Annotated in this window: 25 protein-coding genes; 14 read left to right on the plus strand and 11 right to left on the minus strand. The window is 64.9% G+C overall.

The features are described from left to right. Window positions 1-6 precede the first annotated feature (6 nt). The 7 genes from lepB to folK all read right to left on the minus strand — a co-directional run bounded on the left by lepB (window position 7) and on the right by folK (window position 6,010). Entirely contained in the window at window positions 7-789 is a 783-nt protein-coding gene (gene lepB, locus P0X85_RS04555; RefSeq protein WP_275809169.1) for a signal peptidase I, read from the minus strand. 55 nt (window positions 790-844) lie between these two features. Next, window positions 845-1,246: a holo-ACP synthase gene (gene acpS / locus P0X85_RS04560; RefSeq protein WP_275809172.1), complete on the minus strand. Its 402-nt coding sequence runs from the start codon at window positions 1,244-1,246 to the stop codon at window positions 845-847. After that, a complete protein-coding gene (locus P0X85_RS04565) occupies window positions 1,243-1,986 on the minus strand; it encodes a pyridoxine 5'-phosphate synthase (protein WP_275809175.1) in 744 nt (247 codons plus the stop codon). Before P0X85_RS04565 ends, acpS begins: the two co-directional genes overlap by 4 nt. Window positions 1,987-2,136: 150 nt before the next feature. After that, complete coding sequence (locus P0X85_RS04570; RefSeq protein ID WP_275809178.1) at window positions 2,137-2,808, minus strand: DUF2062 domain-containing protein; 672 nt, start codon at window positions 2,806-2,808, stop codon at window positions 2,137-2,139. 32 nt (window positions 2,809-2,840) lie between these two features. After that, window positions 2,841-4,958 (minus strand): RelA/SpoT family protein, encoded by a 2,118-nt coding sequence (locus tag P0X85_RS04575; RefSeq protein WP_275809181.1) that lies wholly within the window; start codon window positions 4,956-4,958, stop codon window positions 2,841-2,843. 37 nt (window positions 4,959-4,995) lie between these two features. Then, the gene (gene rpoZ, locus P0X85_RS04580) at window positions 4,996-5,352 is read right to left on the minus strand and encodes a DNA-directed RNA polymerase subunit omega (RefSeq protein WP_275809184.1); all 357 of its coding nucleotides are present in this window, start codon (window positions 5,350-5,352) and stop codon (window positions 4,996-4,998) included. A gap of 70 nt (window positions 5,353-5,422) precedes the next feature. Next, window positions 5,423-6,010, minus strand: coding sequence for a 2-amino-4-hydroxy-6-hydroxymethyldihydropteridine diphosphokinase (gene folK / locus P0X85_RS04585; protein WP_275809187.1), 588 nt, complete (start codon window positions 6,008-6,010; stop codon window positions 5,423-5,425). 132 nt (window positions 6,011-6,142) lie between these two features. Here folK and P0X85_RS04590 point away from each other — a divergent pair, with 132 nt between their 5' ends. From P0X85_RS04590 to P0X85_RS04620, 7 genes are all read left to right on the plus strand, one after another. Next, window positions 6,143-6,706, plus strand: a complete 564-nt coding sequence (locus tag P0X85_RS04590) for a LabA-like NYN domain-containing protein (RefSeq protein ID WP_275809190.1) — start codon at window positions 6,143-6,145, stop codon at window positions 6,704-6,706. A gap of 72 nt (window positions 6,707-6,778) precedes the next feature. Beyond that, a complete protein-coding gene (locus P0X85_RS04595) occupies window positions 6,779-7,225 on the plus strand; it encodes a YqaA family protein (protein ID WP_275809193.1) in 447 nt (148 codons plus the stop codon). Window positions 7,226-7,343: 118 nt separating this feature from the next. Beyond that, a complete protein-coding gene (ispH, locus tag P0X85_RS04600; protein WP_275809196.1) occupies window positions 7,344-8,297 on the plus strand; it encodes a 4-hydroxy-3-methylbut-2-enyl diphosphate reductase in 954 nt (317 codons plus the stop codon). 13 nt (window positions 8,298-8,310) lie between these two features. Beyond that, complete coding sequence (locus P0X85_RS04605) at window positions 8,311-8,916, plus strand: glutathione S-transferase family protein (protein ID WP_275809200.1); 606 nt, start codon at window positions 8,311-8,313, stop codon at window positions 8,914-8,916. A gap of 4 nt (window positions 8,917-8,920) precedes the next feature. Then, window positions 8,921-9,523: a LysE family translocator gene (locus tag P0X85_RS04610; RefSeq protein ID WP_275809203.1), complete on the plus strand. Its 603-nt coding sequence runs from the start codon at window positions 8,921-8,923 to the stop codon at window positions 9,521-9,523. Next, window positions 9,520-9,984, plus strand: coding sequence for a ribonuclease HI (gene rnhA / locus P0X85_RS04615; RefSeq protein ID WP_275809795.1), 465 nt, complete (start codon window positions 9,520-9,522; stop codon window positions 9,982-9,984). The genes P0X85_RS04610 and rnhA overlap by 4 nt, the downstream gene beginning before the upstream one ends. After that, window positions 9,981-10,643, plus strand: coding sequence for a trimeric intracellular cation channel family protein (locus P0X85_RS04620; RefSeq protein ID WP_275809206.1), 663 nt, complete (start codon window positions 9,981-9,983; stop codon window positions 10,641-10,643). The genes rnhA and P0X85_RS04620 overlap by 4 nt, the downstream gene beginning before the upstream one ends. Here P0X85_RS04620 and P0X85_RS04625 read toward each other — a convergent pair. The 3 genes from P0X85_RS04625 to P0X85_RS04635 all read right to left on the minus strand — a co-directional run bounded on the left by P0X85_RS04625 (window position 10,640) and on the right by P0X85_RS04635 (window position 13,008). Beyond that, the gene (locus P0X85_RS04625) at window positions 10,640-11,356 is read right to left on the minus strand and encodes an LrgB family protein (RefSeq protein ID WP_275809210.1); all 717 of its coding nucleotides are present in this window, start codon (window positions 11,354-11,356) and stop codon (window positions 10,640-10,642) included. The genes P0X85_RS04620 and P0X85_RS04625 overlap by 4 nt on opposite strands. Further along, on the minus strand, window positions 11,349-11,705 hold the full coding sequence (locus P0X85_RS04630; protein WP_275809213.1) for a CidA/LrgA family protein: 357 nt from the start codon (window positions 11,703-11,705) through the stop codon (window positions 11,349-11,351). Before P0X85_RS04630 ends, P0X85_RS04625 begins: the two co-directional genes overlap by 8 nt. 97 nt (window positions 11,706-11,802) lie before the next feature. Beyond that, entirely contained in the window at window positions 11,803-13,008 is a 1,206-nt protein-coding gene (locus P0X85_RS04635) for a TsoY family (seleno)protein (protein ID WP_275809216.1), read from the minus strand. A 246-nt stretch (window positions 13,009-13,254) separates the two neighbouring features. Between P0X85_RS04635 and smc the strand changes: the two genes are divergently transcribed. From smc to P0X85_RS04670, 7 genes are all read left to right on the plus strand, one after another. Further along, window positions 13,255-16,713, plus strand: a complete 3,459-nt coding sequence (smc, locus tag P0X85_RS04640) for a chromosome segregation protein SMC (RefSeq protein WP_275809219.1) — start codon at window positions 13,255-13,257, stop codon at window positions 16,711-16,713. Between the two features lie 96 nt (window positions 16,714-16,809). After that, window positions 16,810-17,271 carry a YbjN domain-containing protein gene (locus P0X85_RS04645; protein WP_275809222.1) on the plus strand — a complete coding sequence of 154 codons (462 nt, stop codon included), beginning with the start codon at window positions 16,810-16,812 and terminating at the stop codon, window positions 17,269-17,271. A gap of 24 nt (window positions 17,272-17,295) precedes the next feature. After that, window positions 17,296-17,757 (plus strand): RidA family protein, encoded by a 462-nt coding sequence (locus P0X85_RS04650; RefSeq protein ID WP_275809225.1) that lies wholly within the window; start codon window positions 17,296-17,298, stop codon window positions 17,755-17,757. Then, the gene (locus P0X85_RS04655) at window positions 17,757-18,545 is read left to right on the plus strand and encodes a glycerophosphodiester phosphodiesterase family protein (RefSeq protein WP_275809228.1); all 789 of its coding nucleotides are present in this window, start codon (window positions 17,757-17,759) and stop codon (window positions 18,543-18,545) included. Before P0X85_RS04650 ends, P0X85_RS04655 begins: the two co-directional genes overlap by 1 nt. A gap of 41 nt (window positions 18,546-18,586) precedes the next feature. After that, window positions 18,587-19,756, plus strand: coding sequence for a GNAT family N-acetyltransferase (locus P0X85_RS04660; RefSeq protein WP_275809231.1), 1,170 nt, complete (start codon window positions 18,587-18,589; stop codon window positions 19,754-19,756). 60 nt (window positions 19,757-19,816) lie between these two features. Then, the gene (locus tag P0X85_RS04665; RefSeq protein ID WP_275809234.1) at window positions 19,817-20,692 is read left to right on the plus strand and encodes a mechanosensitive ion channel family protein; all 876 of its coding nucleotides are present in this window, start codon (window positions 19,817-19,819) and stop codon (window positions 20,690-20,692) included. Between the two features lie 12 nt (window positions 20,693-20,704). Continuing rightward, window positions 20,705-21,064, plus strand: a complete 360-nt coding sequence (locus P0X85_RS04670) for a 4a-hydroxytetrahydrobiopterin dehydratase (RefSeq protein WP_275809237.1) — start codon at window positions 20,705-20,707, stop codon at window positions 21,062-21,064. 52 nt (window positions 21,065-21,116) lie between these two features. Here the strand turns inward: P0X85_RS04670 and P0X85_RS04675 are convergent, their stop codons facing one another. Further along, window positions 21,117-21,605: a peroxiredoxin gene (locus P0X85_RS04675; protein WP_275809240.1), complete on the minus strand. Its 489-nt coding sequence runs from the start codon at window positions 21,603-21,605 to the stop codon at window positions 21,117-21,119. Window positions 21,606-21,615 lie beyond the last annotated feature (10 nt).

Consider the following 21,615-nt stretch of genomic DNA (forward strand, 5'->3'; position numbering starts at 1 on the left):
CCAGTTTCACTCGATCGCCTTGAAGAAACGGTCGGACCGCCAGGTCCAGAAGAAGAAGAGCGACCGGCCCGCCGAGGAGAACATGATCCGGTCCGCGCGACCGATCAGATATTCCGACGGCACGAAGCCAAGCCCGCCCGACGCCGCCGGGAAGCGCGAATCCTGCGAGTTGTCGCGGTTGTCGCCCATGAAGAAATACTGGCCTTCGGGCACGGTAAAGACCGGCGTATTATCGGCCACCCAGTTGTCGGTGATATTCAGGATCGAATGGCTGGAGCCGCCCGGCAGGGTCTCGATCTTGCGCGACTTCACGCAAGTTCCGCCGGTGCCGACCGGGTCGTTCTCGCAGCGCGGCACAAGCCCTTGCGGACCCTGCTTGTCCTTGACCTCCTTGAACAGCCCACCATCGGCAAGCTGCACCGGCGCGCCATTGATTTGCAGCACGCCATTGATCACCTGCACCGTATCGCCCGGCAAACCCACCACGCGCTTGATGAAATCGACGCCGCGCGTCGGGTGACGGAACACGACCACATCGCCGCGCTCAGGCTCGGAACCAAAGAGCCGCCCCTCGATCGGGCAGGCCGAGAACGGACAGCTATGCTGCGAATAGCCATAGGCCATCTTGTTCACGAAGAGGAAGTCGCCGATCAGCAGCGTGTCCTTCATTGAGCCGGACGGAATCCAGAACGGCTGGAAGAACAGCGTGCGGAACACGCCCGCGATCAGAAGCGCCCAGACGATTGTCCGGATGGTTTCCATGATGCCGCCTTGCGCCTTGCCTGCCATGCTCTGCCCGTCCTTTTGATTTGCCCGCCTTCCTTGGCGGAGTGGCCCGCGCGAGTCAAGAAAGCGGGCGCGCCTCGATCACCACAAATGCCTGCGCCCACGGATGATCGTCGGTCAATGTGACGTGAATGATCGCCTCATGCGCGGGGGGCGTCATCGCGGCCAGCCGCTCGGCGGCCCAACCGGTCACCGCCATGACAGGCTGCCCGGTTTCGATATTGCTCACCGCCATGTCGCGCCACGAAATCCCCATGCGCAACCCGGTTCCCAGCGCCTTCGAGCACGCCTCTTTGGCGGCCCATCGCTTGGCATAAGTGCCCGCCACATCCTTGCGCCGCTCGGCCTTGGCCTGCTCGACCTCGGTGAAAACGCGGTTGCGAAAGCGGTCTCCGAACCGCGCAAGCGTCGCCTCGATACGCTCGATATTGGCCATGTCCGACCCGATACCAAGGATCATGCCCGCGCCGCCTCCATCAGATGGCGCATCTGTCCGATGGCCGGTCCAAGCCCGATGAACAGCGATTCACCGATCAGGAAATGCCCGATATTCAACTCACGCACCTGTTTCATCGCAGCCACGGGACCGACGGTTTCATAGGTCAGCCCATGGCCCGCATGGACCTCAAGGCCCAGAGAATCCGCATAGGCGGCCCCGGCCCGCAACGCCTCGAGCTCGGTGTCGCGCTCGGCAAAACGACCCTCATAATGCAGGTCGCAATAATGGCCGGTATGCAACTCGATCACCGCCGCCCCGATCTTCGCCGAGGCCTCGATCTGGCGCGGATCGTGGCCAATGAACATCGACACGCGAATGCCCGCCTCGTTCAGAACACCCACATAATCGGTCAGCCGCGCGACATCGCCCGCGACATCCAGCCCGCCCTCGGTCGTAACCTCCTCGCGCCGCTCCGGCACAAGGCAGACCGCATGCGGCGCAGTCGCCAGCACGATCTTTTGCATCTCGGCGGTCGCGGCCATCTCAAAATTCAGAGGGATCGAGATCGCTTCCTTGATCGCAGCCATATCCGCATCACGAATATGGCGCCGATCCTCGCGCAGATGCGCAGTGATCCCATCCGCACCCGCCTGTTCGGCCAGCAACGCCGCGCGCACCGGGTCGGGATAGGCCGTACCGCGCGCATTCCGCAGCGTGGCCACATGGTCGATATTCACACCCAAACGTAGCTTCTTAGGCATCCTGCCCTCCGCTCTGCATCGCGGCGGAGTATGCGCAAAGCCCGGTCCCGAGAAAAGGCCGATCTTGCCAAACCCCACCCTCTCAGTCTGCCCGAAATATCCCGGGGTGAGCCCGGAACGGGCGAGGGGCAGCGCCCCTGGTCGCAGCGATCAGATGTCCCGCCCCTTGTCGCCCTCAAGCGGCTTTTCCTTGCGCACCGGAAGCTTGGCGCGGATTTTCTCCAGCCGCGCCTTGAGCCGCATCCGGCGGCGCTTCTGATAGGCGGAAATGATCGGCAAGGATACGTAGTAGCAAATCGTCGCGGCGATCACGCCGGGGATCAGCCCGCCCACCATATAGGGCAACCAGACATCCGCGAAGAACCGCTCCAGCCCGCCCCACTCCGCATGGGCAGGGGTGAACATCGCCCAGAAATTATGCAGCAAATCATGGCTGGCCGCCTGAAAGGTCTGCAATATCCCTTCATGCACGCCCGGATCGAACCGGTCGCCCAGCAGGATATGCCCAAGCTTCGTGGACCCCACCGCGATCAGCGGGAAGGTCACCGGGTTGCCGAAGAAGGTCGCCAGGATCGCGGCAAGGATATTCCCGCGCATGATCCAGGCAATCGTCGCAGCCGACAGGAAATGGAACCCGAAGAGCGGCGTGAACGAGACGAACACCCCCGCAAACACCCCACGCGCAATGCGGTGCGGGCGGTCGGGCAGGCGGTTTACACGATGCTTGACGTAGTGAAAGGCGCGGGTCCAGCCCATCTTCGGCCAGAGCGCTTCACGGACCGATGCCCAGAAGCCTCGTCTGTCGCGCCGCTTGAAAACCACGTCCGTCCTTCCGCCCCGCGCGGGGCCCCCGTTCAGGGTTTGCGCGACAGGTCGCGCCAGCGTTCCACCTGCGCCACGTCGGATTCCGCCTCGAGCGCGGTCAGCAGCGTATGCAGATGCTCGACATCCCGAAGTTCGACTTCCACCACGAGCGAGTAAAAGTCCGGTTTCCGGTCGATAAAGTTCAGGTCCGAGATATTGGCCTTCTGCTGCCCGATCAAGGTGCAGATATGTCCCAGCACCCCTGCATCGTTCGCAATCGTGATCTTGAGCGACACCGAGTTATTCGCGCCGTGCTGCCCGGTGCTCCAGTGCAGATCGACCCAACGGCCCGGCTGCTCCTCGAATTCCTCAAGCGCGGGGCAGTCGATCGCATGGATCACCACGCCTTGCCCGCGATAGGTGATGCCGACGATCCGCTCGCCCGGTAACGGCTGACAGCAACTCGCCCGCTTGAAGGTCTGATCCGCGCCGAGTCCGATCACAGCCCGCGCGGGCTCGACCGTCTCGACACCCTTCGTCGCAAGCTCCGGGTAAAGCGCTTCGAGCACCTCCGAGGCGGCGAGCTCCGCCGAGCCGAGCTGCGCAAGCAATTCGATCTCATCGGGCAGGCCAAGCGTCTTGGCCGCCGTGCGCAGCGCCTTGTCCGAGACCTTGCGCCCGACATGCTCGAACGCCACCCGCGCCAACTCGCTGCCGAGTTTCACAAAGCGCGAGCGGTCCTCTTCGCGCAGGCTCTTGCGGATCGCGGCTCGCGCGCGGCCCGTCGCCACGATGTCGAGCCATGTCGCCTGCGGGCGCTGCCCGGCGGCGGTGATGATCTCGACCGATTGCCCATTCTTGAGCCGGGTCCAGAGCGGTACGCGGATGCCGTCCACCTTGGCGCCGACGCAGCTATTCCCGATCCGGGTGTGGATCGCGTAGGCGTAGTCGATAGGCGTCGCGCCCTTCGGCAGTTTCACCACATCGCCCTTGGGTGAGAAGCAGAAGACTTGATCCGAATACATCTCGAGTTTGACATTCTCGAGGAACTCGTCGTGATCGCCCTCGCCGAAGCGTTCGGTGAGCGTCGAAATCCACTTTGCCGGATCGACCGCAAACGGGTTCGCGGCGCGTTCACCATCGCGGTAGGACCAGTGCGCGGCAACGCCAGCCTCGGCCACCTCGTGCATCTGGCGGGTGCGGATCTGCACCTCCACGCGTTTGCCATCACGGCCCGACACCGTGGTGTGGATCGAGCGGTAGCCGTTGGTTTTCGGCTGACTGATATAGTCCTTGAACCGCCCCGGCACCGCGCGCCAGCGATGATGGATCAGCCCGAGCACCCGATAGCAATCCATCTCGGAGCGGGTGATGATGCGGAACCCGTAGATATCCGAGAGCCGTGAGAAGGTCAGCTGTTTCTCTTCCATCTTGCGCCAGATCGAATAGGGGCGCTTGGCGCGGCCGAACACGTCAGCCTCGATATTGGCGTCTTCGAGCAGGTGACGGATATCGGCGGTGATCTGCGGGATCACGTCGCCGGTTTCCTTTTGCAGGCTCACGAAGCGACGGATGATCGAGGTGCGCGCCTCGTGATTGAGAACCTTGAACGCAAGGTCCTCAAGCTCCTCGCGCATCCACTGCATCCCCATCCGCCCCGCCAGCGGCGCGAAGATTTCCATCGTCTCGCGCGCCTTCTGGGCCTGCTTCTCGGGCCGCATCGAGCGGATCGTGCGCATGTTGTGGAGCCGGTCCGCCAGCTTCACGAGGATCACCCGCAGGTCCTTGGACATCGCCATGAACAGCTTGCGGAAGTTCTCCGCCTGTTTGCTGGCCGAGGACGAGAGTTGCAGGTTGGTCAGCTTGGTCACCCCGTCCACGAGTTCCGCAATCTCGGGCCCGAACATCTCGGAGACCTCGGAATAGGTCGAGCGGGTGTCCTCGATCGTGTCGTGCAGAAGCGCGGTGATGATCGTCGCATCGTCGAGCCGTTGTTCCGTCAGGATCGCGGCGACAGCGACGGGATGGGTGAAATAGGGCTCGCCCGAGTGGCGAAACTGCCCGTCATGCATATCCTTTCCGTAGGCATAGGCCTTGCGGATCAGATCGGCGTTGGTGCGCGGATTGTAATTGCGAACGAGCGCGATCAGGTCTTCGACGTCGATCATCTGCGCGCGCGTTCGCCCCCTTTATCTCAGGCCCGGATTATTCGCGGCCCTGTGCATCCATCAGAGCGCGCAGCATGCGCTCTTCGGAGGAGTCGTCATCCACCGGACGGTCCGGCGTCTCGCCACCCATCAGCAGCGACATGGAGTCGTCTTCCGGCTCGTCGACTTCGATCTGGGTCTGGTTCGACTCGATCAGACGCTCGCGCAGCTCGTCCGCGGACTGGGTCTCTTCGGCGATTTCACGCAGAGCCACGACGGGGTTTTTGTCGTTGTCGCGGTCGATCGTCAGCGGCGCACCGGCAGCGACTTCGCGCGCACGATGTGCGGCGAGCATCACCAGCTCGAAGCGGTTCGGAACCTTGTCAACGCAATCTTCAACCGTCACGCGGGCCATAAGCATCTCCAATCGGACTTGGGAGGTGTGAAGCGCCTATTTAGGCCGGACCGCCCCGATTGACAAGCGCTCAATCCGCCCCGGCACGCTGAGAAAGCGGCCATATCTGCGCTTTTTCGGCCTCTGGCAGGGCCTTTGCCATGGTGGCCACGTTCTGCCCGGTGGCCGGATGGCGCCAGAGCGGCGCGATATCGGCAAGGGGAATCAGCACGAAGCCACGTTCGGACAGGCGCGGATGCGGCAGGATCAGCCGATCCGGCGCGACCTGTGCCTGCGTCTCGGGCGGCAGGTTGCGCCACTCCGCCTCGGTTGCGGGATCGGGCAGGATCGCGTCACCCATTGCCAACAGATCGAGGTCGATCACCCGCGCGCCCCAGCGTGTCAGGCGCACCCGTCCGAGATCGGCTTCGATCCCGTGAAGAACCGCGAGCACCGCCTCTGGATCGCGCCCACCCGGATCGACCGCCGCGCAGGCATTCACGAAATCAGGGCCGGACCCCGCGGGGAAGGCGGGCGTGCGAAAGAACCGGCTCACGGCACGCACAGGCAGCCCTGCCGCGCTCAATGCGGCAAGCGCCCTCACGATCATCTGAACCGGCGCGAGCCCCTCCGCCCCCAGATTGGCGCCGAGCGCGACCATAGCTGTGCTATTATACATTTATACAAATGTCCCTCTGCTGGACGGCTGGTCTATCAAGACCTTGGAAAGGCCTGTCTTCGTGACTGTTACCGGGTAAAGCCACGCAAGTATTTTTTGGCGGATTGCAGGCTGTTTTGAAAGGACATCTTGATGTTTTACAAAGACGAACGCCTTGCGCTGTTCATCGACGGGTCAAACCTTTACGCCGCCGCCAAGGCGCTCGGGTTCGACATCGACTACAAACTCCTGCGTCAGGAATTCGAGCGTCGCGGCAAGCTCTTGCGCGCCTTTTACTACACGGCCCTGCTGGAGAATGAGGAATATTCCCCGATCCGCCCGCTGGTGGATTGGCTGAATTACAACGGCTACGCGATGGTGACCAAACCCGCCAAGGAGTTCACCGACTCCATGGGCCGGCGCAAGGTCAAGGGCAATATGGATATCGAACTGGCCGTGGATGCGATGGAACTCGCGCCGCGGCTCGATCATATCGTGCTGTTCTCGGGCGATGGCGATTTCCGCCCGCTGGTCGAGGCGCTTCAGCGTCAGGGCTGCCGGGTCTCGGTCGTCTCGACGATCCGCTCGCAACCGCCGATGATCGCCGACGAGCTGCGCCGTCAGGCCGACAACTTCATCGAACTCGATGCGCTGCGCGACGTGATCGGTCGCCCGCCCCGCGAACCGCGCGAGGGCGAGGGGATGGCAGAGAGCTGATCCTGCGCTATATCCGGTCCTCAACAGGGCGCATGGCAAGCCGTGCGCCCTTTTTCACGACCGGAAGCCGCGATGTTCGAGAACCTCTCCCTCTTTGGCCTGTTCATCTCGGCGATGCTGGCAGCCTCGCCGGTGCCGCTGCAATCGGAGGTGGTCTTCGTCGCGCTGCAAACGGCGGGAGAGGTCGCGCTTTGGCAAATGGTGCTGGTCGCCGGGATCGGGAACACGCTGGGCGCGCTCATCACCTATTGGCTTGGCCGGGGCGTCAATCATTGGCGCGACCGCAAGTGGTTCCCCGCCAGCCCGGCCCAGCTTGAGCGCGGGCATCGCTGGTTCGAGCGCTGGGGCAAATGGGTGCTGTTGCTGAGCTGGGCACCGGGCGGCGATCTGGCCTGTCTGGTCGCAGGCGTGCTCCGGCTGTCCCTGTGGGAGTTCGTGCCCCTCGTCTTTCTGGCCAAGACCGGCCGCTATGCGGTTCTTGGCTGGGTGACGCAGCAGGCGCTGGCACTGACGGCCTGAGACGAGGGGGCGCTGCCCCCGCTGGCGCTGCCAGCCCCCCGGGATATTTCCGGCAGAGTGAAAGGGCTGGACCTTGCGCAGAGCACGGCTTAGCTCTGGGTCCGTGAAGGAGACCGCGATGAAGCCAGCACTGACTCTCTATCTTGCCGCACCGCGCGGTTTCTGCGCGGGCGTGGACCGCGCCATCAAGATCGTCGAAATGGCGATCGAGAAATGGGGCGCGCCGGTTTTTGTGCGCCATGAGATCGTCCACAACAAATTCGTCGTAGACAGCCTGCGCGACAAGGGGGCCGTCTTTGTCGAGGAACTGGACGAATGCCCCGATGACCGTCCGGTAATCTTTTCCGCCCATGGCGTGCCGAAATCCGTGCCCGCCGAGGCAGAGCGGCGCCAGATGGTTTATGTCGACGCCACCTGCCCGCTGGTCTCCAAGGTGCATATCGAGGCCGAGCGCCACCATGAGGCGGGGTTGCAAATGGTGATGATCGGCCACGCGGGCCACCCGGAGGTGCTTGGCACGATGGGGCAATTGCCCGAAGGCGAGGTGCTGCTGGTCGAAACCGTCGAGGATGTGGCGACACTTGCGCCCCGCGATCCCGAGCGGCTGGCCTTCATCACGCAGACCACCCTGTCGGTCGATGACACGGCCGGCATCGTGGCCGCACTTCAGGCGCGCTTCCCCAAGATCGTCGGCCCCGCGAAGGAAGACATCTGCTATGCCACGACCAACCGTCAGGCCGCCGTCAAAGCCATCGCCGACAAGATCGACGCGCTTCTGGTGATCGGGGCACCGAATTCGTCGAATTCCAAGCGGCTGGTCGAAGTGGGCAGCGCCAATGGCTGCGCCTATAGTCAGCTTGTGCAGCGCGCGACCGATATCGACTGGCGCGCGCTTGAGGGCATCCGTTCGGTCGGCATCACGGCGGGGGCCTCGGCGCCCGAGCTTTTGGTCAATGAGGTCATCGACGCTTTCCGCGCGCATTACGATGTGACGGTCGAGGTGGTCGAGACCGCCCGCGAAGACATCGAATTCAAGGTCCCGCGCGTGTTGCGCGCGGCCGCCGCATCCTGAGGAGCATTTCAGCATGAAACTTTATTCGATGCCTTCGTCGGGCAACAGCTACAAGGTCCGGCTGCTGCTCGCGCTGTTGGGGCGCGACTGTGAGATGATCGATGTCGAGTATCTGACCGCCGCGCTTGATGAGGCCAAGGCCACCGGCGCGCTGCCCTTCGGCAAGGCCCCGGTGCTGCATCTCGACGACGGGCGGGTTCTGGCAGAGTCAAACGCGATCCTGAACTGGCTGGGCGAAGGTACCGAGTTTCTGCCGGGCGACGCCTTTACCCGCGCGCAGATGCTGTCGTGGATGTTCTGGGAGCAAAACCAGCACGAGGGCGTCATCGCCGTGCGCGCCGCCCTGCGGAACTACCCGCATCGCGCGGCACAGGCGACGCCGGAGCGGATGGCCGAACTGCTGACGCGCGGCAATGAGCTGATGCAAATGATGGAAGACCACCTTGCCAAGAACGATTGGCTTGCCGGTGACCGGATCAGCCTCGCCGATATCTGCCTCTACGCCTACACCCACACCGCCGAAAGCCGGGTCGGCTACGATCTGGCGCCCTTCCCGGCGCTTCGCGCATGGCTCGCGCGGATCGCCGCGCTGCCCGGCTATATCGGACTGGAGGACTGATCCCGTGTCGCTGGCCTTCCTGCTGACCGCTATGGTGATTTGTTTCGCGCCGGGGATCGGCGTCGTCTACACGCTGTCAGTGGCGCTCGGGCAGGGGTTTCGGGCGGGCGTCTGGGCGGCCTTGGGCTGCTCGGTCGCCACGCTGGTGCATCTGGCGGTGGCGGTCGCGGGGCTGGCGGCGGTGCTGCATAGCTCGGCCATCCTGTTCCAGAGCGTGAAATACGCGGGCGTCGCCTATCTGCTCTGGATGGCATGGGGGACGCTTAAGGGCACCGGCGGATTGCAGGTCAGTGCCGCGGAGCGCGCGCCCGTCGCGCGCCTCGTCCGCCGGGGCATCATGCTCAACCTGCTGAACCCGAAACTGCCGATGTTCTTCATGGCCTTCCTGCCGCAATTCATGGCGCCAACCGATGGGACCGCGCAGATGGTGCTGCTCGGGTCGGTCTTTGCCGCGATCACCTTTGCCACCTTCGTCTTCTATGCGGCACTCGCCGCGACGGGGCGGGCGCGCGTGCTGGGCAATGAGCGGCTGATGACATGGCTGCGGCGCGCCTTTGCGGCCTCGTTTGCGGGGCTGGGCCTGAAGCTCGCGATGGAGCGCGCCTGATGGAACTGCATGCCTGGACCGATGGTGCCTGCTCGGGCAATCCCGGCCCCGGCGGCTGGGGCGTCCTGATCCGCGCGATGGAGGGCGATACGATCCTCAAGGAGCGTGAACTCAAGGGCGGCGAGGCCGACACCACCAACAACCGGATGGAGCTTCTGGCCGCGATCAATGCGCTCGAGGCACTGACCCGCGCGAGTGAGATCACCATCATCACCGACTCCGCCTATGTGAAAAACGGTGTCACCGGCTGGATTCACGGCTGGAAACGGAACGGCTGGAAGACCTCGAACAAGAAGCCGGTGAAGAATGTCGATCTGTGGCAGCGGCTCGAAGAGGCGCAGGCGCGCCATTCGGTGCGCTGGGAATGGATCAAGGGCCATGCGGGCCATCCCGAGAACGAGCGCGCCGATGAACTCGCCCGCGCCGGGATGGAGCCCTTCAAACCCGCAAAGTCGAAATGAACGGCGCGGGGCTCGACTGGCTGGCCGGCCTGCCGATCGGCGCCGTGCTCGACTATGCCTCCGTGCTGGTCTTCGCGCTGACCGGCGCTCTGGTCGCCAGCCGCCAGCAGCTTGACGTGGTCGGCTTCATCTTCATCGCGGCGCTCACCGCCGTGGGCGGTGGCACCTTGCGGGACCTGATGCTGGGCCGCGACCCGGTCTTTTGGGTCGGACGCCCGGAATTCATCGTGCTGATCGCCGCCGCCGCGATCCTTGTGTTCTTCACCGCGCATCTGCTGGAAAGCCGCTACCGCGCGCTCCTCTGGCTCGATGCCTGCGCGCTGTCGGTGGCGGTGCCTGCGGGGGTCGCGGTGACGCTGGCACAAGGCCATGGCCCGGTGATCGTGCTGATCATGGGGGTCGTGACCGGGAGTTTTGGCGGTCTGATGCGCGACGTCGTGTGTAACGAGGTGCCGCTGGTGCTCAAGCAAGGCGAGCTTTACCTGAGCTGTGCCTTTGCGGGCGCGGGGGCTGCGCTTGTGATGGGGGCTTTCGGCCTCGCGGGACTGCCCGCGCTGATCGCCTGCGGGGCGCTGACCTTTGCGTTGCGCGCCGGCTCGCTGCGCTGGGGCTGGAAGCTGCCCGTCTACAAGGCCCGCCCGCCGCGCACCCGCGGCTAGAGGAACAGCCGCAGCACCACGGGCGCTAGAAACGCGGTCAGCACCGCGTTCAACCCCATACCAATCGAGGCGAAGGCGCCCGCCGTTTCATGCACCTGAAACGCCCGCGCCGTGCCGATCCCATGCGCGGCCACGCCGACCGCAAAGCCCCGCGCGCGCCAATCCTTGAACCCGAACAGATTCAGAAGCGGTGTCACCACAATCGCCCCGATCATCCCGGTCAGCAGCACCAGAACGGCGGTCAGCGTAGGCTCTCCGCCCAGCGCCTCGGCGATCCCGATGGCCACCGGGGCCGTCGCGGATTTCGGCGCGAGCGAAGCGAGCAGTTCCGGCCCCGCCCCCAACCCCTTGGCCACACCGAGCGCAACCGCGACCGCCGTCAGCGACCCCATCACCAGCGCCACGAGGATCGGTACCAATGCACGGCGCAGCTTGCCCAGATTGGCGTGAAGCGGGATCGCAAGGCACACCGTCGCCGGACCCAGCATGAAGTGGACGAACTGCGCGCCCTCGAAATAGCTCTGATAGGGCGTGCCCGTCCCCCACAGCACGCAGGCCAGCAAGATCACCGCCAGCATCACCGGATTGGCCAGCGGGTTACGCCCGCTCGCGCGGAAAGCCCAATCCCCGGCCGCATAGGCAACGAGCGTCACCCACAGCCACAGAAGTTGCCCGGAGGAGAGATAGGACCAGAGCAGGAACCCCTCACTCATCGGCCTGCCCTCCCATCATCTTGTTGACCAAGGCGAAACTCGCCGCCCCCACAAGGATCGCCGCGATGGTCGAGACGACCAGCGCCGCCGCCAGCGCAAGCCCATGGCTTTGCAGCACCGGAAGATGCGCGACGACCCCGACACCGGCGGGCACGAAGAGAAGCGACAGATGCCCGAGAATGCCCTGCGCGGTCGGGCGGACAATCGCCTGAAGCCGCTCCGACAGGCTCAGCCCCACGAGCAGCAGGATCATCCCCAGAACCGGCCCCGGCAGCGGCAGATGCGCCCCGCGCGAGATCACCTCGCCGACGAGTTGGCAAAATAGGATCAGAACCAAAGCCGGGATCATGCGCGCCTCCTGTTGCGGTGAGGCGATGCTAGGGATCGGCGCGCAAAAGGAAAGGGCGGACCGTAGAGGGCCCGCCCACTTTGCCGTTTTGGCATCCTCACTCCGCCGGAACGGGAACCGCCTCGACCTTGCCGAAATGGCGGCGATTGAGATGCAGCACAAGCCAGACCGCCATCACCTGCGCCGCAAGCGCGATCAGTGTCAGAATCCAATAAGCCACCGAGAATTTCGCCAGCAACCCAGCCTGCACCAGTCCTGCATTGATCCAGAATTGGGTCATCACGCCAAAGGCCACCACCGGGCAGACCAGCGCATAGGCGCCGACCGAGTTCTCAGCCCCGAACAGGAAGCGCCGCACATAGCCCACGCGCCGCAGCATCTCGACCCCGAACAGCGCGAACAGGATCTGCACCGAGTAGGTCTTTGTCAGGAACATCAGCACCTCGGCGGCGGTGCCATGGGCCTCAAAGTTCACATGCAGCCCGTGATTGACCCGCATCCCGAGGATACCCAACACCGTTAAGATCGGGATCACCACCATGATCGTCGGAACGGATTCGACAGCCGCGCCATGGCTCAGCATCGAGTGAATCCCCAGCACCAATGCCACCAGCCCCACGATCAGCGCCGCCATCATGAAGAAGGTCGCCAGCATGATCCCGATGCCCGAGGTCAGCGGCACATGCGACAGGGCGCCCGGCGCAGCCAGGCCGACCCCAACCATCGACAGCGCGAAAGCGGGCAACATCTGCGCGAAGGACCCATTCGCCGTCCAATCGAAATTCCCGTCCGTTTTCACCCGCGCTAGGAACCCGCCAAGCTGACTCAGCGCGAGGATACCCGTCAGCGTGAAGGCCACGATGGCGAGCGGGAAGAGATATTCCACCACGCTCCACAGACCCGGTACGAACACCATGCCGAGGATGAAGCCGACATTGATCGTCATCGCAATCGCCAGCGGCATCGCGGTCAGTTGCGTCTCGGCATTCGAGGCGCGCAACTGCGCATAGGCCTCGGTCCGCTTGAACTGCGAAAGCTGGCGCAGGTTCCAGATGAGCAGGCGCACGTTGTGAAAGGCGAAGAATACGATCCCCGCCATGGCGCCAACGATCATCGCTTTCATCAGCGCGCCACCCCCGGTGAAAGCGGCGGCGATATCCTCGAAGACCGGGACCGGCTGGCCCGGGTGCTTCACCCAGAAATAGAGCCACAGGAAGAAGGTAACCGTCGTTCCGCCAGCCCCGAGCGAGGCGAGAAAGTAGAGGGGCGAATAGCGATCCGCCGGGCGTGTGAGGGTGCTCATGGCTGACCTCCTGGGCAATACATTCACGTTGTCGAATATGATGGGCCGCCCCCGCCGAAAGCGCCATGTGGCGTGGGGTCGCGCCATGAGCGACGCCGGTCGCCTCGCGTGAAATGCGCGCGGAAACGCCGATATCTTGTGGATAACCTGGCCCGGCCCTCCATATCGTGGGGTTCGGCGTTGACTCACTGAGGCCATGTCCCGACACTCCGGGGTTAACCCTGAGAGAATCGGAAAGGCACCGACTTGCGTTTTACCCGGTTACGACTGAACGGCTTCAAAAGCTTCGTGGACCCGACGGATCTCGTCATCCATGACGGCTTGACGGGCGTCGTGGGGCCGAACGGGTGCGGCAAGTCGAACCTCCTCGAAGCGCTGCGTTGGGTCATGGGCGAAAACCGCCCCTCGGCGATGCGCGGCGGCGGCATGGAGGACGTGATCTTCGCGGGCGCCGCCTCGCGGCCCGCGCGCAACTTCGCCGAAGTCTCTCTCCAGATCGACAATACCGAGCGGCTTGCGCCGTCTGGCTTCAACGACAGCGACGGGCTGGAAATCGTGCGTCGGATCACGCGCGACGCAGGCTCGGCCTACAAGGTCAACACCAAGGATGTGCGCGCCCGCGACGTGCAGATGCTGTTCGCGGATGCCTCGACCGGCGCGCATTCGCCCGCGCTCGTCCGGCAGGGCCAGATCGCTGAACTGATCAACGCCAAGCCCAAGGCGCGCCGCCGCATCCTTGAGGAAGCCGCAGGCATCTCGGGCCTTTACCAGCGCCGCCACGAGGCGGAGCTGAAGCTCAAGGGTGCCGAGCAGAACCTGCTCCGCGTCGATGACGTGATCGAACAGCTTGCCAATCAACTGGCCACCCTCGCCCGTCAGGCCCGGCAGGCCGCCCGCTACCGCGCCATTGGCGAAGAATTGCGTCAGGCCGAGGGGATGCTGCTGTATCGCCGTTGGCGCGAGGCGGATCAGGCCCGCGCCGAGGCCGAAGAGGGCTATACCGACCGCGTGAAGGCCGCCGCGCAGGCGGAACTCGCCGCCCGTGCCGCCGCCAAGGAGCGTGTGGCGCGCGAGGACGCGCTGCCGCCGCTCCGCGAGGAGGAAGCGATTGCCGGGGCCGTTCTGCAACGGCTTACCGTCCAGCGCGATGCGCTCTCCGATCAGGAAGATCAGGCCCTCGCCCGGATCGAGACCCTGAAATCGCGGATCGAACAGCTTGTGCGCGACATGGAGCGCGAGGCGGGTCTGAACCGCGACGCGGGCGAGACGATCCAGCGCCTCGAATGGGAACAGGGCCAGATCGCCAAGGCCTCGGAGGGGCATGACGACAAGCTCGCCGCCGCCGCCGAAGCCTCGGCCGAAGCCGCAACTGTGCTGCAAGACCGCGAGGCGCAGCTGTCCGAGCTGACCGAGGACGTGGCCCGCCTTGCCGCCCGCCACCAATCCGCCCAGCGGCTTTTGGGCGACAGCCGCTCGACCGCTGAAAAGGCCGAAGCCGCCGCTGAGAACGCCAAGCTGAGCGCGGCGGATGCAGAAACCGCGCTCGACAAGGCCTCTGAGGATTACGAAACCGCGCAAGCCGCGCAGGAAGAGGCGCAAGCCGCGGCTGAAGAGGCCGAAGAGCGCCTCGCCGCCGCCGAAGAGGCCCGCGCCACCGTGCAGGCCCGCGAAAGCGCCGCCCGTGCCGCCCGCTCCGAGGCAGAGGGCGAAGCAGGCGCGCTCCGGGCCGAGGTGTCGGCGCTCGCGCGTCTGGTGGAGCGCGAGGCTGCGACGGGCAAGCAACTGCTTGACCGCGTGCGCGTGGACAAGGGCTTCGAGGCGGCGCTTGGTGCAGCCTTGGCGGACGACCTGCGTGCCCCCGAGATCGAGGCGGATACCGCGACGGGCTGGGGCCTCCTGCCCGATTACGACAGCGCCCAACCACTGCCGCCGGGTGCCGAGCCGCTGACGCATCATGTCGATGTGCCGGACGTGCTGCGCCGCCGTATCTCACAAATCGGCCTCGTGCAGGATTACGATGACGGCACCCGTTTGCAGCCGCTTCTGAAACCGGGCCAACGTCTCGTTTCGATCGAGGGCGATCTGTGGCGTTGGGACGGCTTCCGTGCGGGCGCCGAGGATGCGCCGTCGGCCGCCGCGCTTCGCCTGCAACAGTTGAACCGTCTTGTGGAACTCAAGCGCGACCTTGAGGAAATCGAAGCGAAAGCGGCAGGCGCACGTCAGGCCCACGAAGCCCTGACCCGCAACCTGCAAGAGGCGACCGCCGCCGACGCGAGCGCCCGCGAGGCGCGCCGTCTGGCCGATCAGCGCCTGGCCGAAGCGGGCCGCGCCCTGTCGCGCGCCGAAGCGGACCGCTCCATCACTGCGTCCAAGCTGGAATCCGCGCGGCTCGCCGTGGCGCGCCACGAGGAAGAGGCGATGTCCGGACGCAAGGCGCTTCTGGAGGCCGAACGCGCGCTGGAGGCTCTGCCCGATCTCGACGCTGCGCGCTCGGCTGGGGAGTCGGTGAAAATCACCGTCGAAGCCGCCCGCGTGACCATGATGACCCGCCGCTCCGGCCATGACGAAATCCGTCGCGAAGGCGAGGCCCGCACCCGCCGCCGTCAGGAAATCATGAAGGAAATCTCGGGCTGGCGTCACCGTCTGGAGACCGCCGAGAAGCGCTCTGCCGAACTGGCCGAACGCAAGGCCGAGAGCGAGGCGGAACTCAAAGACGCCTCCGCCCGCCCCGAGGAACTCGCCGCGAAACGCGAGGAGCTGTCCGAGGCGATCGAAACCGCCGAAGCGCGCAAAGCCCGCGCGAGCGATGCGCTGGCCGGGGCCGAAAGCACCTTGCGCGACGCGCAGATCGCCGAGCGCGAGGCCGAGCGTCTGGCCGGGGAGGCCCGCGAGGCCCGCGCCCGTGCCGAAGCCCGTGTCGATGCCGCCCGCGAAACCGTCGCCTATGCCGCCGAGCGCATCGTCGAAGAGACGGAAAAGACCCCGCAAGAGCTTTTGGAAAGCCTCGACACCGATCCAGACAAGATGCCTAGCGCAGACACGCTTGATGTCGAGGTCGGCCGCCTGAAACGTCAGCGCGAGGCGCTTGGCGCGGTCAACCTGCGCGCCGAGGAAGATGCCCGCGAGGTGCAGGAAGAGCACGACACACTGGTGCAGGAGAAGGCCGATCTCGAAGAGGCGATCCGCAAGCTGCGCGCTGGTATCTCGGGCCTGAACCGCGAGGGCCGCGAGCGCCTCCTGACCGCCTTCGAGCAGGTGAACGAAAGCTTCCGGACGCTCTTTACCCACCTCTTCGGCGGCGGCTCCGCCAACCTGCAACTGGTGGAATCCGACGACCCGCTCGAAGCGGGCCTCGAAATCATGTGCCAGCCGCCCGGCAAGAAGCTCTCGACCCTGTCGCTCTTGTCCGGGGGCGAGCAGACACTGACCGCGATGGCGCTTATCTTCGCCGTGTTTCTTGCGAACCCCGCGCCGATCTGCGTGCTCGACGAGGTGGACGCGCCGCTCGATGATGCCAACGTCACCCGGTTCTGCGACCTGCTCGACGAGATGACGCGCCGCACCGACACGCGCTTCCTCATCATCACGCACCACGCCGTGACCATGAGCCGGATGGACCGCCTGTTCGGCGTCACCATGCAGGAACAGGGCGTGAGCCAACTTGTTTCGGTCGATCTCAAGCGTGCCGAGCAGCTTGTGGCCTGATTTCACACCTGTTTTTTGACCAGAAGGTCGGGTTCGCCCTTGGCCTGTGGGGTTCGCTGGGCCATACCTTGGGGCGAATGGATGAAAGGACCCGACATGACACGATTGCTCACCACCTCTTTTCTCGCGCTCGGCCTCGGTTTCGGCGCAGCACAGGCGCAGGTCGTCGGTGACATCGATGTCATCGCGAATTTCATGACCGATTACGGGCTGCCGGTCGAAAAGACCAAAGACAGCGATGGCGATCCGAAAATCGAAAGCCGGATCGAGGGCACGAATTTCTCGGTCTATTTCTATGGCTGTGATGTGGGTCAGCCCTGCGACTCGATGCAATTCTCGGCGGGCTTCAACCTCAATGATCCGCTCTCGATGGACACCGTGAACGACTGGAACCGCGGCAAGCGCTTCGGCAAGGTCTATATCGACGAGGACGGCGACCCCTTCATCGAATACGATATCAATCTTGACTTCGATGGGGTCGGCGCCAAGAACTTCGACGATACGATTGATCTGTGGCGGGTCATCCTTGGCCAGTTCCGCGATCATATCGACTGGTAATCCACGGGCACAAAGGAGCCTTCCATGACCGGCAAAATCGAGACCCGCCTTGCAGAGCTCGGCATCACCCTGCCCGATGCACCTGCACCGGCGGCGAATTACGTGCCCTTCGTGCAAACTGGGTCGCAGCTTTTCGTGTCGGGTCAGATTTCCGCCGGTCCCGAAGGCATGATCAAGGGGCGGCTTGGCGCGGATATGGACGTGGCCGAGGGCGCGATTGCCGCGCGGTTCTGCGGGCTGTCTCTGATCGCACAGGCCCGGGCAGTACTGGGCGATCTGGACCGGGTGAAACGGGTGGTGAAGCTCACGGGCTTCGTCAATTCCACCGCCGATTTCACCGATCAGCCAGAGGTCGTCAACGGCTGCTCGAACCTGATGGTCGAGGTCTTTGGCGAGGCAGGCCGGCACGCTCGTTCGGCCGTCTCCGCCGTCAGCCTGCCGCGTGGCGTGGCGGTCGAGATCGAGGCGATCTTCGAGATCGAATGATGGCTCCGCGCCTGTCTCCCGCGCCGGCGCTCGACCGGGCCTTCCTCGGTGCACCGCTCGCCCACCGGGCGCTGCATGACATCACGCAGGGCCGCCCGGAAAACAGCCGCGCGGCGATCCGCGCGGCCATCGCGGCGGGCTATGGGATCGAGATCGACATTCAGCCCTCCTCGGATGGCGTTGCGATGGTCTTTCACGATTACGCGCTGCACCGGCTCACCGCCGAGACCGGACCAGTGCGCACCCGCAGCGCAGCGGACCTTGGGGCGATCGCGCTGCGTCACGGGGATGAAGGCATCCCGACGCTGCGCGAGGTGCTCGACCTTGTCGCAGGCCAGGTTCCGCTGCTCATCGAGATCAAGGATCAGGACGGCGCGATGGGACCGGATGTCGGTCCACTCGAAGCCGCCGTCGCCGACGAACTTGCGGGCTATACCGGCCCGGTCGCGGTCATGTCCTTCAACCCCCATTCTATTGCCGCGATCCGGGCTGTGGCCCCCGGCCTCTCTGCCGGGCTGACGACTTCGGCCTATACCGCCGAGGACTGGCCGCTCCTGCCCGAAGCGCGCCGGAGCGCCCTGCGTCCGATCCCCGACTTCGAACCCTTGGGGGCGCGCTTCATCTCGCATGAGGTCGCGGACCTGCCCGCCCCCCGCGTAGCAGAGCTGAAGGCGGCAGGTCACCCGATCCTGTGCTGGACCGTGCGCAGCCCCGCGCAAGAGGCCGAGGCGCGCAAGATCGCGGACAATATCACCTTCGAGGGATACGCAGCGCCGCTCGCCCCTTGACCGCGCGTTTCGTCGCGCCAGTTTCAGGGCCGGGAGACGCCATGCCGGACACGATAGAGCTTTCACTGATCCCTGCCATCGACCAGATCGACCCGCGCGATTGGGATCTCTGCGCTTGTCCTGAAACACAGGACGGCGGGCGGCCTTTCGATCCGTTCACGACGCATCGCTTCCTCAGCGCGCTCGAAGAGTCCGGCTCGGTCGGGCCGGGCACGGGCTGGGCACCCCGTCATATCGTGGCTCGCGCGGGTGGGGCGCTGATCGCGGTTGCTCCACTCTATCTCAAATCCCATTCGCAGGGCGAATATGTCTTCGATCACGGCTGGGCCGATGCGTTCGAGCGCGCGGGCGGGCAGTATTACCCCAAGCTGCAAGGCGCGGTGCCCTTCTCACCGGTCGCGGGGCGGCGCTTGCTGACCGCGCCCGGCTTTGAGGTCACCGGGCGGGCAGCGCTTCTGGATGGCATGGCCCAGATCGCCGCCGAGGCCGGCCTGTCCTCCGTTCACCTGACCTTCTGCGCCGAAGACGAGGCGCGAATTGCCGAAGGCGCGGGCTGGCTCCACCGGATCGGGCAGCAATTCCACTGGTTCAACCGGGGCTACCCCAGTTTCGAGGCGTTCCTCGCCGACCTCTCCTCCCGCAAGCGCAAGGCGATCCGCAAGGAACGTGAGCGCGCCAACGCCTTTGGCGGCACGATCCGCGCGCTGACCGGGGACGAGATCACCCCCGCGCATTGGGATGCCTTCTGGACCTTTTATCAAGACACCGGCAGCCGCAAATGGGGCCGCCCCTACCTCACCCGCGCGTTTTTCGACCGCCTCCATGAGATGCGGGACGATGTTCTCCTGTTCCTTGCCGAACGCGACGGTCGCCCGGTCGCGGGGGCGCTCAACCTGATCGGGCGCGACACGCTGTTCGGGCGCTATTGGGGCTGCGTCGAGGACCACCCGTTCCTGCATTTCGAACTCTGCTACCACCGCGCCGTGGAGTGGGCGATTGCGCAGGGCCTCGCCCGCGTCGAGGCAGGCGCGCAGGGCGAACACAAGCTCGCACGCGGCTACCTGCCCGTGCCGACCCATTCCGCGCATTGGATCGGCCATCCCGGCCTGCGCGACGCCGTTGCACGGTTCCTCGACGCAGAGCGTGCAGCCGTCGATGAGGATATCGAGATCCTGACCGACCTCGGCCCCTTCCGCCGCGTCGGAAGCTGACACGGGAACCCACCCGCCCCCCTCCGCGTTGACCCGCAAAAGAAACGAACAGAGGGTTCCATGGATAATCTTTCGCTCGACAGCCTTCAGGGCTGGATCACGCCCGACCGCGTGGACGCCGCCATCCTGCTGGCGCTGAATGTGCTTTATGCGATCGTCATCTTGCTGGTGGCACTGATGGTGTCGGGATGGGCACGGCGCAAAATCACGGCTGCGGGCGAGAAACATGCACGGCTCGACCCGACGCTGTTCGGCTTTTTGGGGAACCTCGCGAAATATGCGGTCCTCGCCATGGCGGTCATTTTCGTGCTCAACCGCTTTGGGATTCAGACGACCTCTCTGGTCGCGCTGATCGGTGCTGCGGGCCTGGCCATCGGTCTGGCGCTTCAGGGAACGCTCTCGAACCTTGCGGCCGGAGTGATGATTATCCTGTTCCGCCCCTTCCGTGTCGGCCACTATATCGAAGCCGGATCGGAAGCGGGCACGGTGCGGGAAATCTCGCTGTTCTATACCGAGCTGAAAACCTATGACGGCCTCCAGATCATCGTGCCGAACGGCGATATCTGGGCTTCTGCGATCACCAACTACTCGGTGAACGATACGCGGATGATCGACCTGACCGTGGGCGTCGCCTATGACGCCGATCTCAAGCGCGCAGAAACGATCCTGCGCCGCATCGCCGAGAGCGATCCCCGCAGCCTGTCCGACCCCGCGCCCTTCGTGAAGGTCAAGTCACTGGGCGACAGTTCGGTGGATTTCGTCTACCGTGTCTGGACCAAGACCAGCGATTACTGGGTCACCCGCTGCGAGATGACCGAAGCGATCAAGCTGGAATTCGACAAGGCCGGGATCGGCATCCCGTTTCCCACCCGCACGCTGGTTCTCGAATCCGGCGTGAGCGAGACGGATGAAACGCCCAAGCCGCGCCTTGCCTGACAGGAGGATGAGATGGCCAGCCGACTAACCCCAGAGGAACGCCGCGCGCTTCTGCCCGCCCTGGGCGAAAGCGGCTGGGGCGCCGCCCCCGAACGCGATGCGATCTGCAAGACGTGGCGGTTCGGGGATTTCAGCGAAGCCTTTGGCTTCATGGCACGGGTCGCGCTCTGCGCCGAAAAGATGGATCACCATCCCGATTGGCGCAATGTCTGGAACCGCGTGGAAATCACGCTGAGCACCCATTCCTGCGACGGGCTAAGTGTTCTGGATATCGAACTGGCGGGCTGCATCGACGCGATGGAGGCCGGTCAGACGGGCAAGCCTGTGACGGGCGCGCGCCCGATCTCGGCACTGATGCCCGAGGCGGGCTGAGGCCGGGGGCGCTGCCCCCGGACCCCCGGGATATTTCCGGCAGACTGAAAGATCAGATCGCCGCGAGCAGGCTTTCGCCCGCCGACGCCTCGCAGGTGCCGGGGCTTTCTTCCTTGTGGAGCACCTTGACCACACCGTCTTCGGCCAGAAGCGCATAGCGCGCGGAGCGGTCGATCAGCCCGGCGGGCGGCGCGGTGAAGTCCATTCCGATCGCCTTGGTAAAGGCAGCTTCGGCATCGGCGAGCATCGCGATCCCGGCCGCATCGGCCCCGGTCGACTCGCCCCAGGCTTTCATCACGAACGGATCATTCACCGAAATGCAGAGGATCTCATCCACGCCCTTGGCGGCGAATTTCTCCGCCGTGCGGATGAAGCTCGGGACATGGGCAGTGGTGCACACGCCGGTATAGGCACCCGGCACCGCGAAGATCACCACCTTGCGCCCCTTGAGCTTGCCGGCCAGATCGACCGCCTCGGGACCGTTTTCGCCCATCACCAGAAGGCTGGCGCCGGGAAGGGTGTCACCGACCGTAATACTCATGCTGTTCTCC

Source organism: Pseudothioclava nitratireducens (genome assembly GCF_029210495.1).
GTDB classification, from domain to species: Bacteria; Pseudomonadota; Alphaproteobacteria; order Rhodobacterales; family Rhodobacteraceae; genus Pseudothioclava; species Pseudothioclava nitratireducens.

Coding starts and splice junctions, on each gene's coding strand:
- lepB (WP_275809169.1), bottom strand. CDS start 789: ATGGCAGGCAAGGCGCAAGGCGGCATCATGGAAACCATCCGGACAATC.
- acpS (WP_275809172.1), bottom strand. CDS start 1,246: ATGATCCTTGGTATCGGGTCGGACATGGCCAATATCGAGCGTATCGAG.
- P0X85_RS04565 (WP_275809175.1), bottom strand. CDS start 1,986: ATGCCTAAGAAGCTACGTTTGGGTGTGAATATCGACCATGTGGCCACG.
- P0X85_RS04575 (WP_275809181.1), bottom strand. CDS start 4,958: ATGATCGACGTCGAAGACCTGATCGCGCTCGTTCGCAATTACAATCCG.
- rpoZ (WP_275809184.1), bottom strand. CDS start 5,352: ATGGCCCGCGTGACGGTTGAAGATTGCGTTGACAAGGTTCCGAACCGC.
- folK (WP_275809187.1), bottom strand. CDS start 6,010: ATGTATAATAGCACAGCTATGGTCGCGCTCGGCGCCAATCTGGGGGCG.
- P0X85_RS04590 (WP_275809190.1), top strand. CDS start 6,143: ATGTTTTACAAAGACGAACGCCTTGCGCTGTTCATCGACGGGTCAAAC.
- P0X85_RS04595 (WP_275809193.1), top strand. CDS start 6,779: ATGTTCGAGAACCTCTCCCTCTTTGGCCTGTTCATCTCGGCGATGCTG.
- ispH (WP_275809196.1), top strand. CDS start 7,344: ATGAAGCCAGCACTGACTCTCTATCTTGCCGCACCGCGCGGTTTCTGC.
- P0X85_RS04605 (WP_275809200.1), top strand. CDS start 8,311: ATGAAACTTTATTCGATGCCTTCGTCGGGCAACAGCTACAAGGTCCGG.
- P0X85_RS04620 (WP_275809206.1), top strand. CDS start 9,981: ATGAACGGCGCGGGGCTCGACTGGCTGGCCGGCCTGCCGATCGGCGCC.
- P0X85_RS04625 (WP_275809210.1), bottom strand. CDS start 11,356: ATGAGTGAGGGGTTCCTGCTCTGGTCCTATCTCTCCTCCGGGCAACTT.
- P0X85_RS04630 (WP_275809213.1), bottom strand. CDS start 11,705: ATGATCCCGGCTTTGGTTCTGATCCTATTTTGCCAACTCGTCGGCGAG.
- P0X85_RS04635 (WP_275809216.1), bottom strand. CDS start 13,008: ATGAGCACCCTCACACGCCCGGCGGATCGCTATTCGCCCCTCTACTTT.
- P0X85_RS04645 (WP_275809222.1), top strand. CDS start 16,810: ATGACACGATTGCTCACCACCTCTTTTCTCGCGCTCGGCCTCGGTTTC.
- P0X85_RS04650 (WP_275809225.1), top strand. CDS start 17,296: ATGACCGGCAAAATCGAGACCCGCCTTGCAGAGCTCGGCATCACCCTG.
- P0X85_RS04655 (WP_275809228.1), top strand. CDS start 17,757: ATGGCTCCGCGCCTGTCTCCCGCGCCGGCGCTCGACCGGGCCTTCCTC.
- P0X85_RS04660 (WP_275809231.1), top strand. CDS start 18,587: ATGCCGGACACGATAGAGCTTTCACTGATCCCTGCCATCGACCAGATC.
- P0X85_RS04665 (WP_275809234.1), top strand. CDS start 19,817: ATGGATAATCTTTCGCTCGACAGCCTTCAGGGCTGGATCACGCCCGAC.
- P0X85_RS04670 (WP_275809237.1), top strand. CDS start 20,705: ATGGCCAGCCGACTAACCCCAGAGGAACGCCGCGCGCTTCTGCCCGCC.
- P0X85_RS04675 (WP_275809240.1), bottom strand. CDS start 21,605: ATGAGTATTACGGTCGGTGACACCCTTCCCGGCGCCAGCCTTCTGGTG.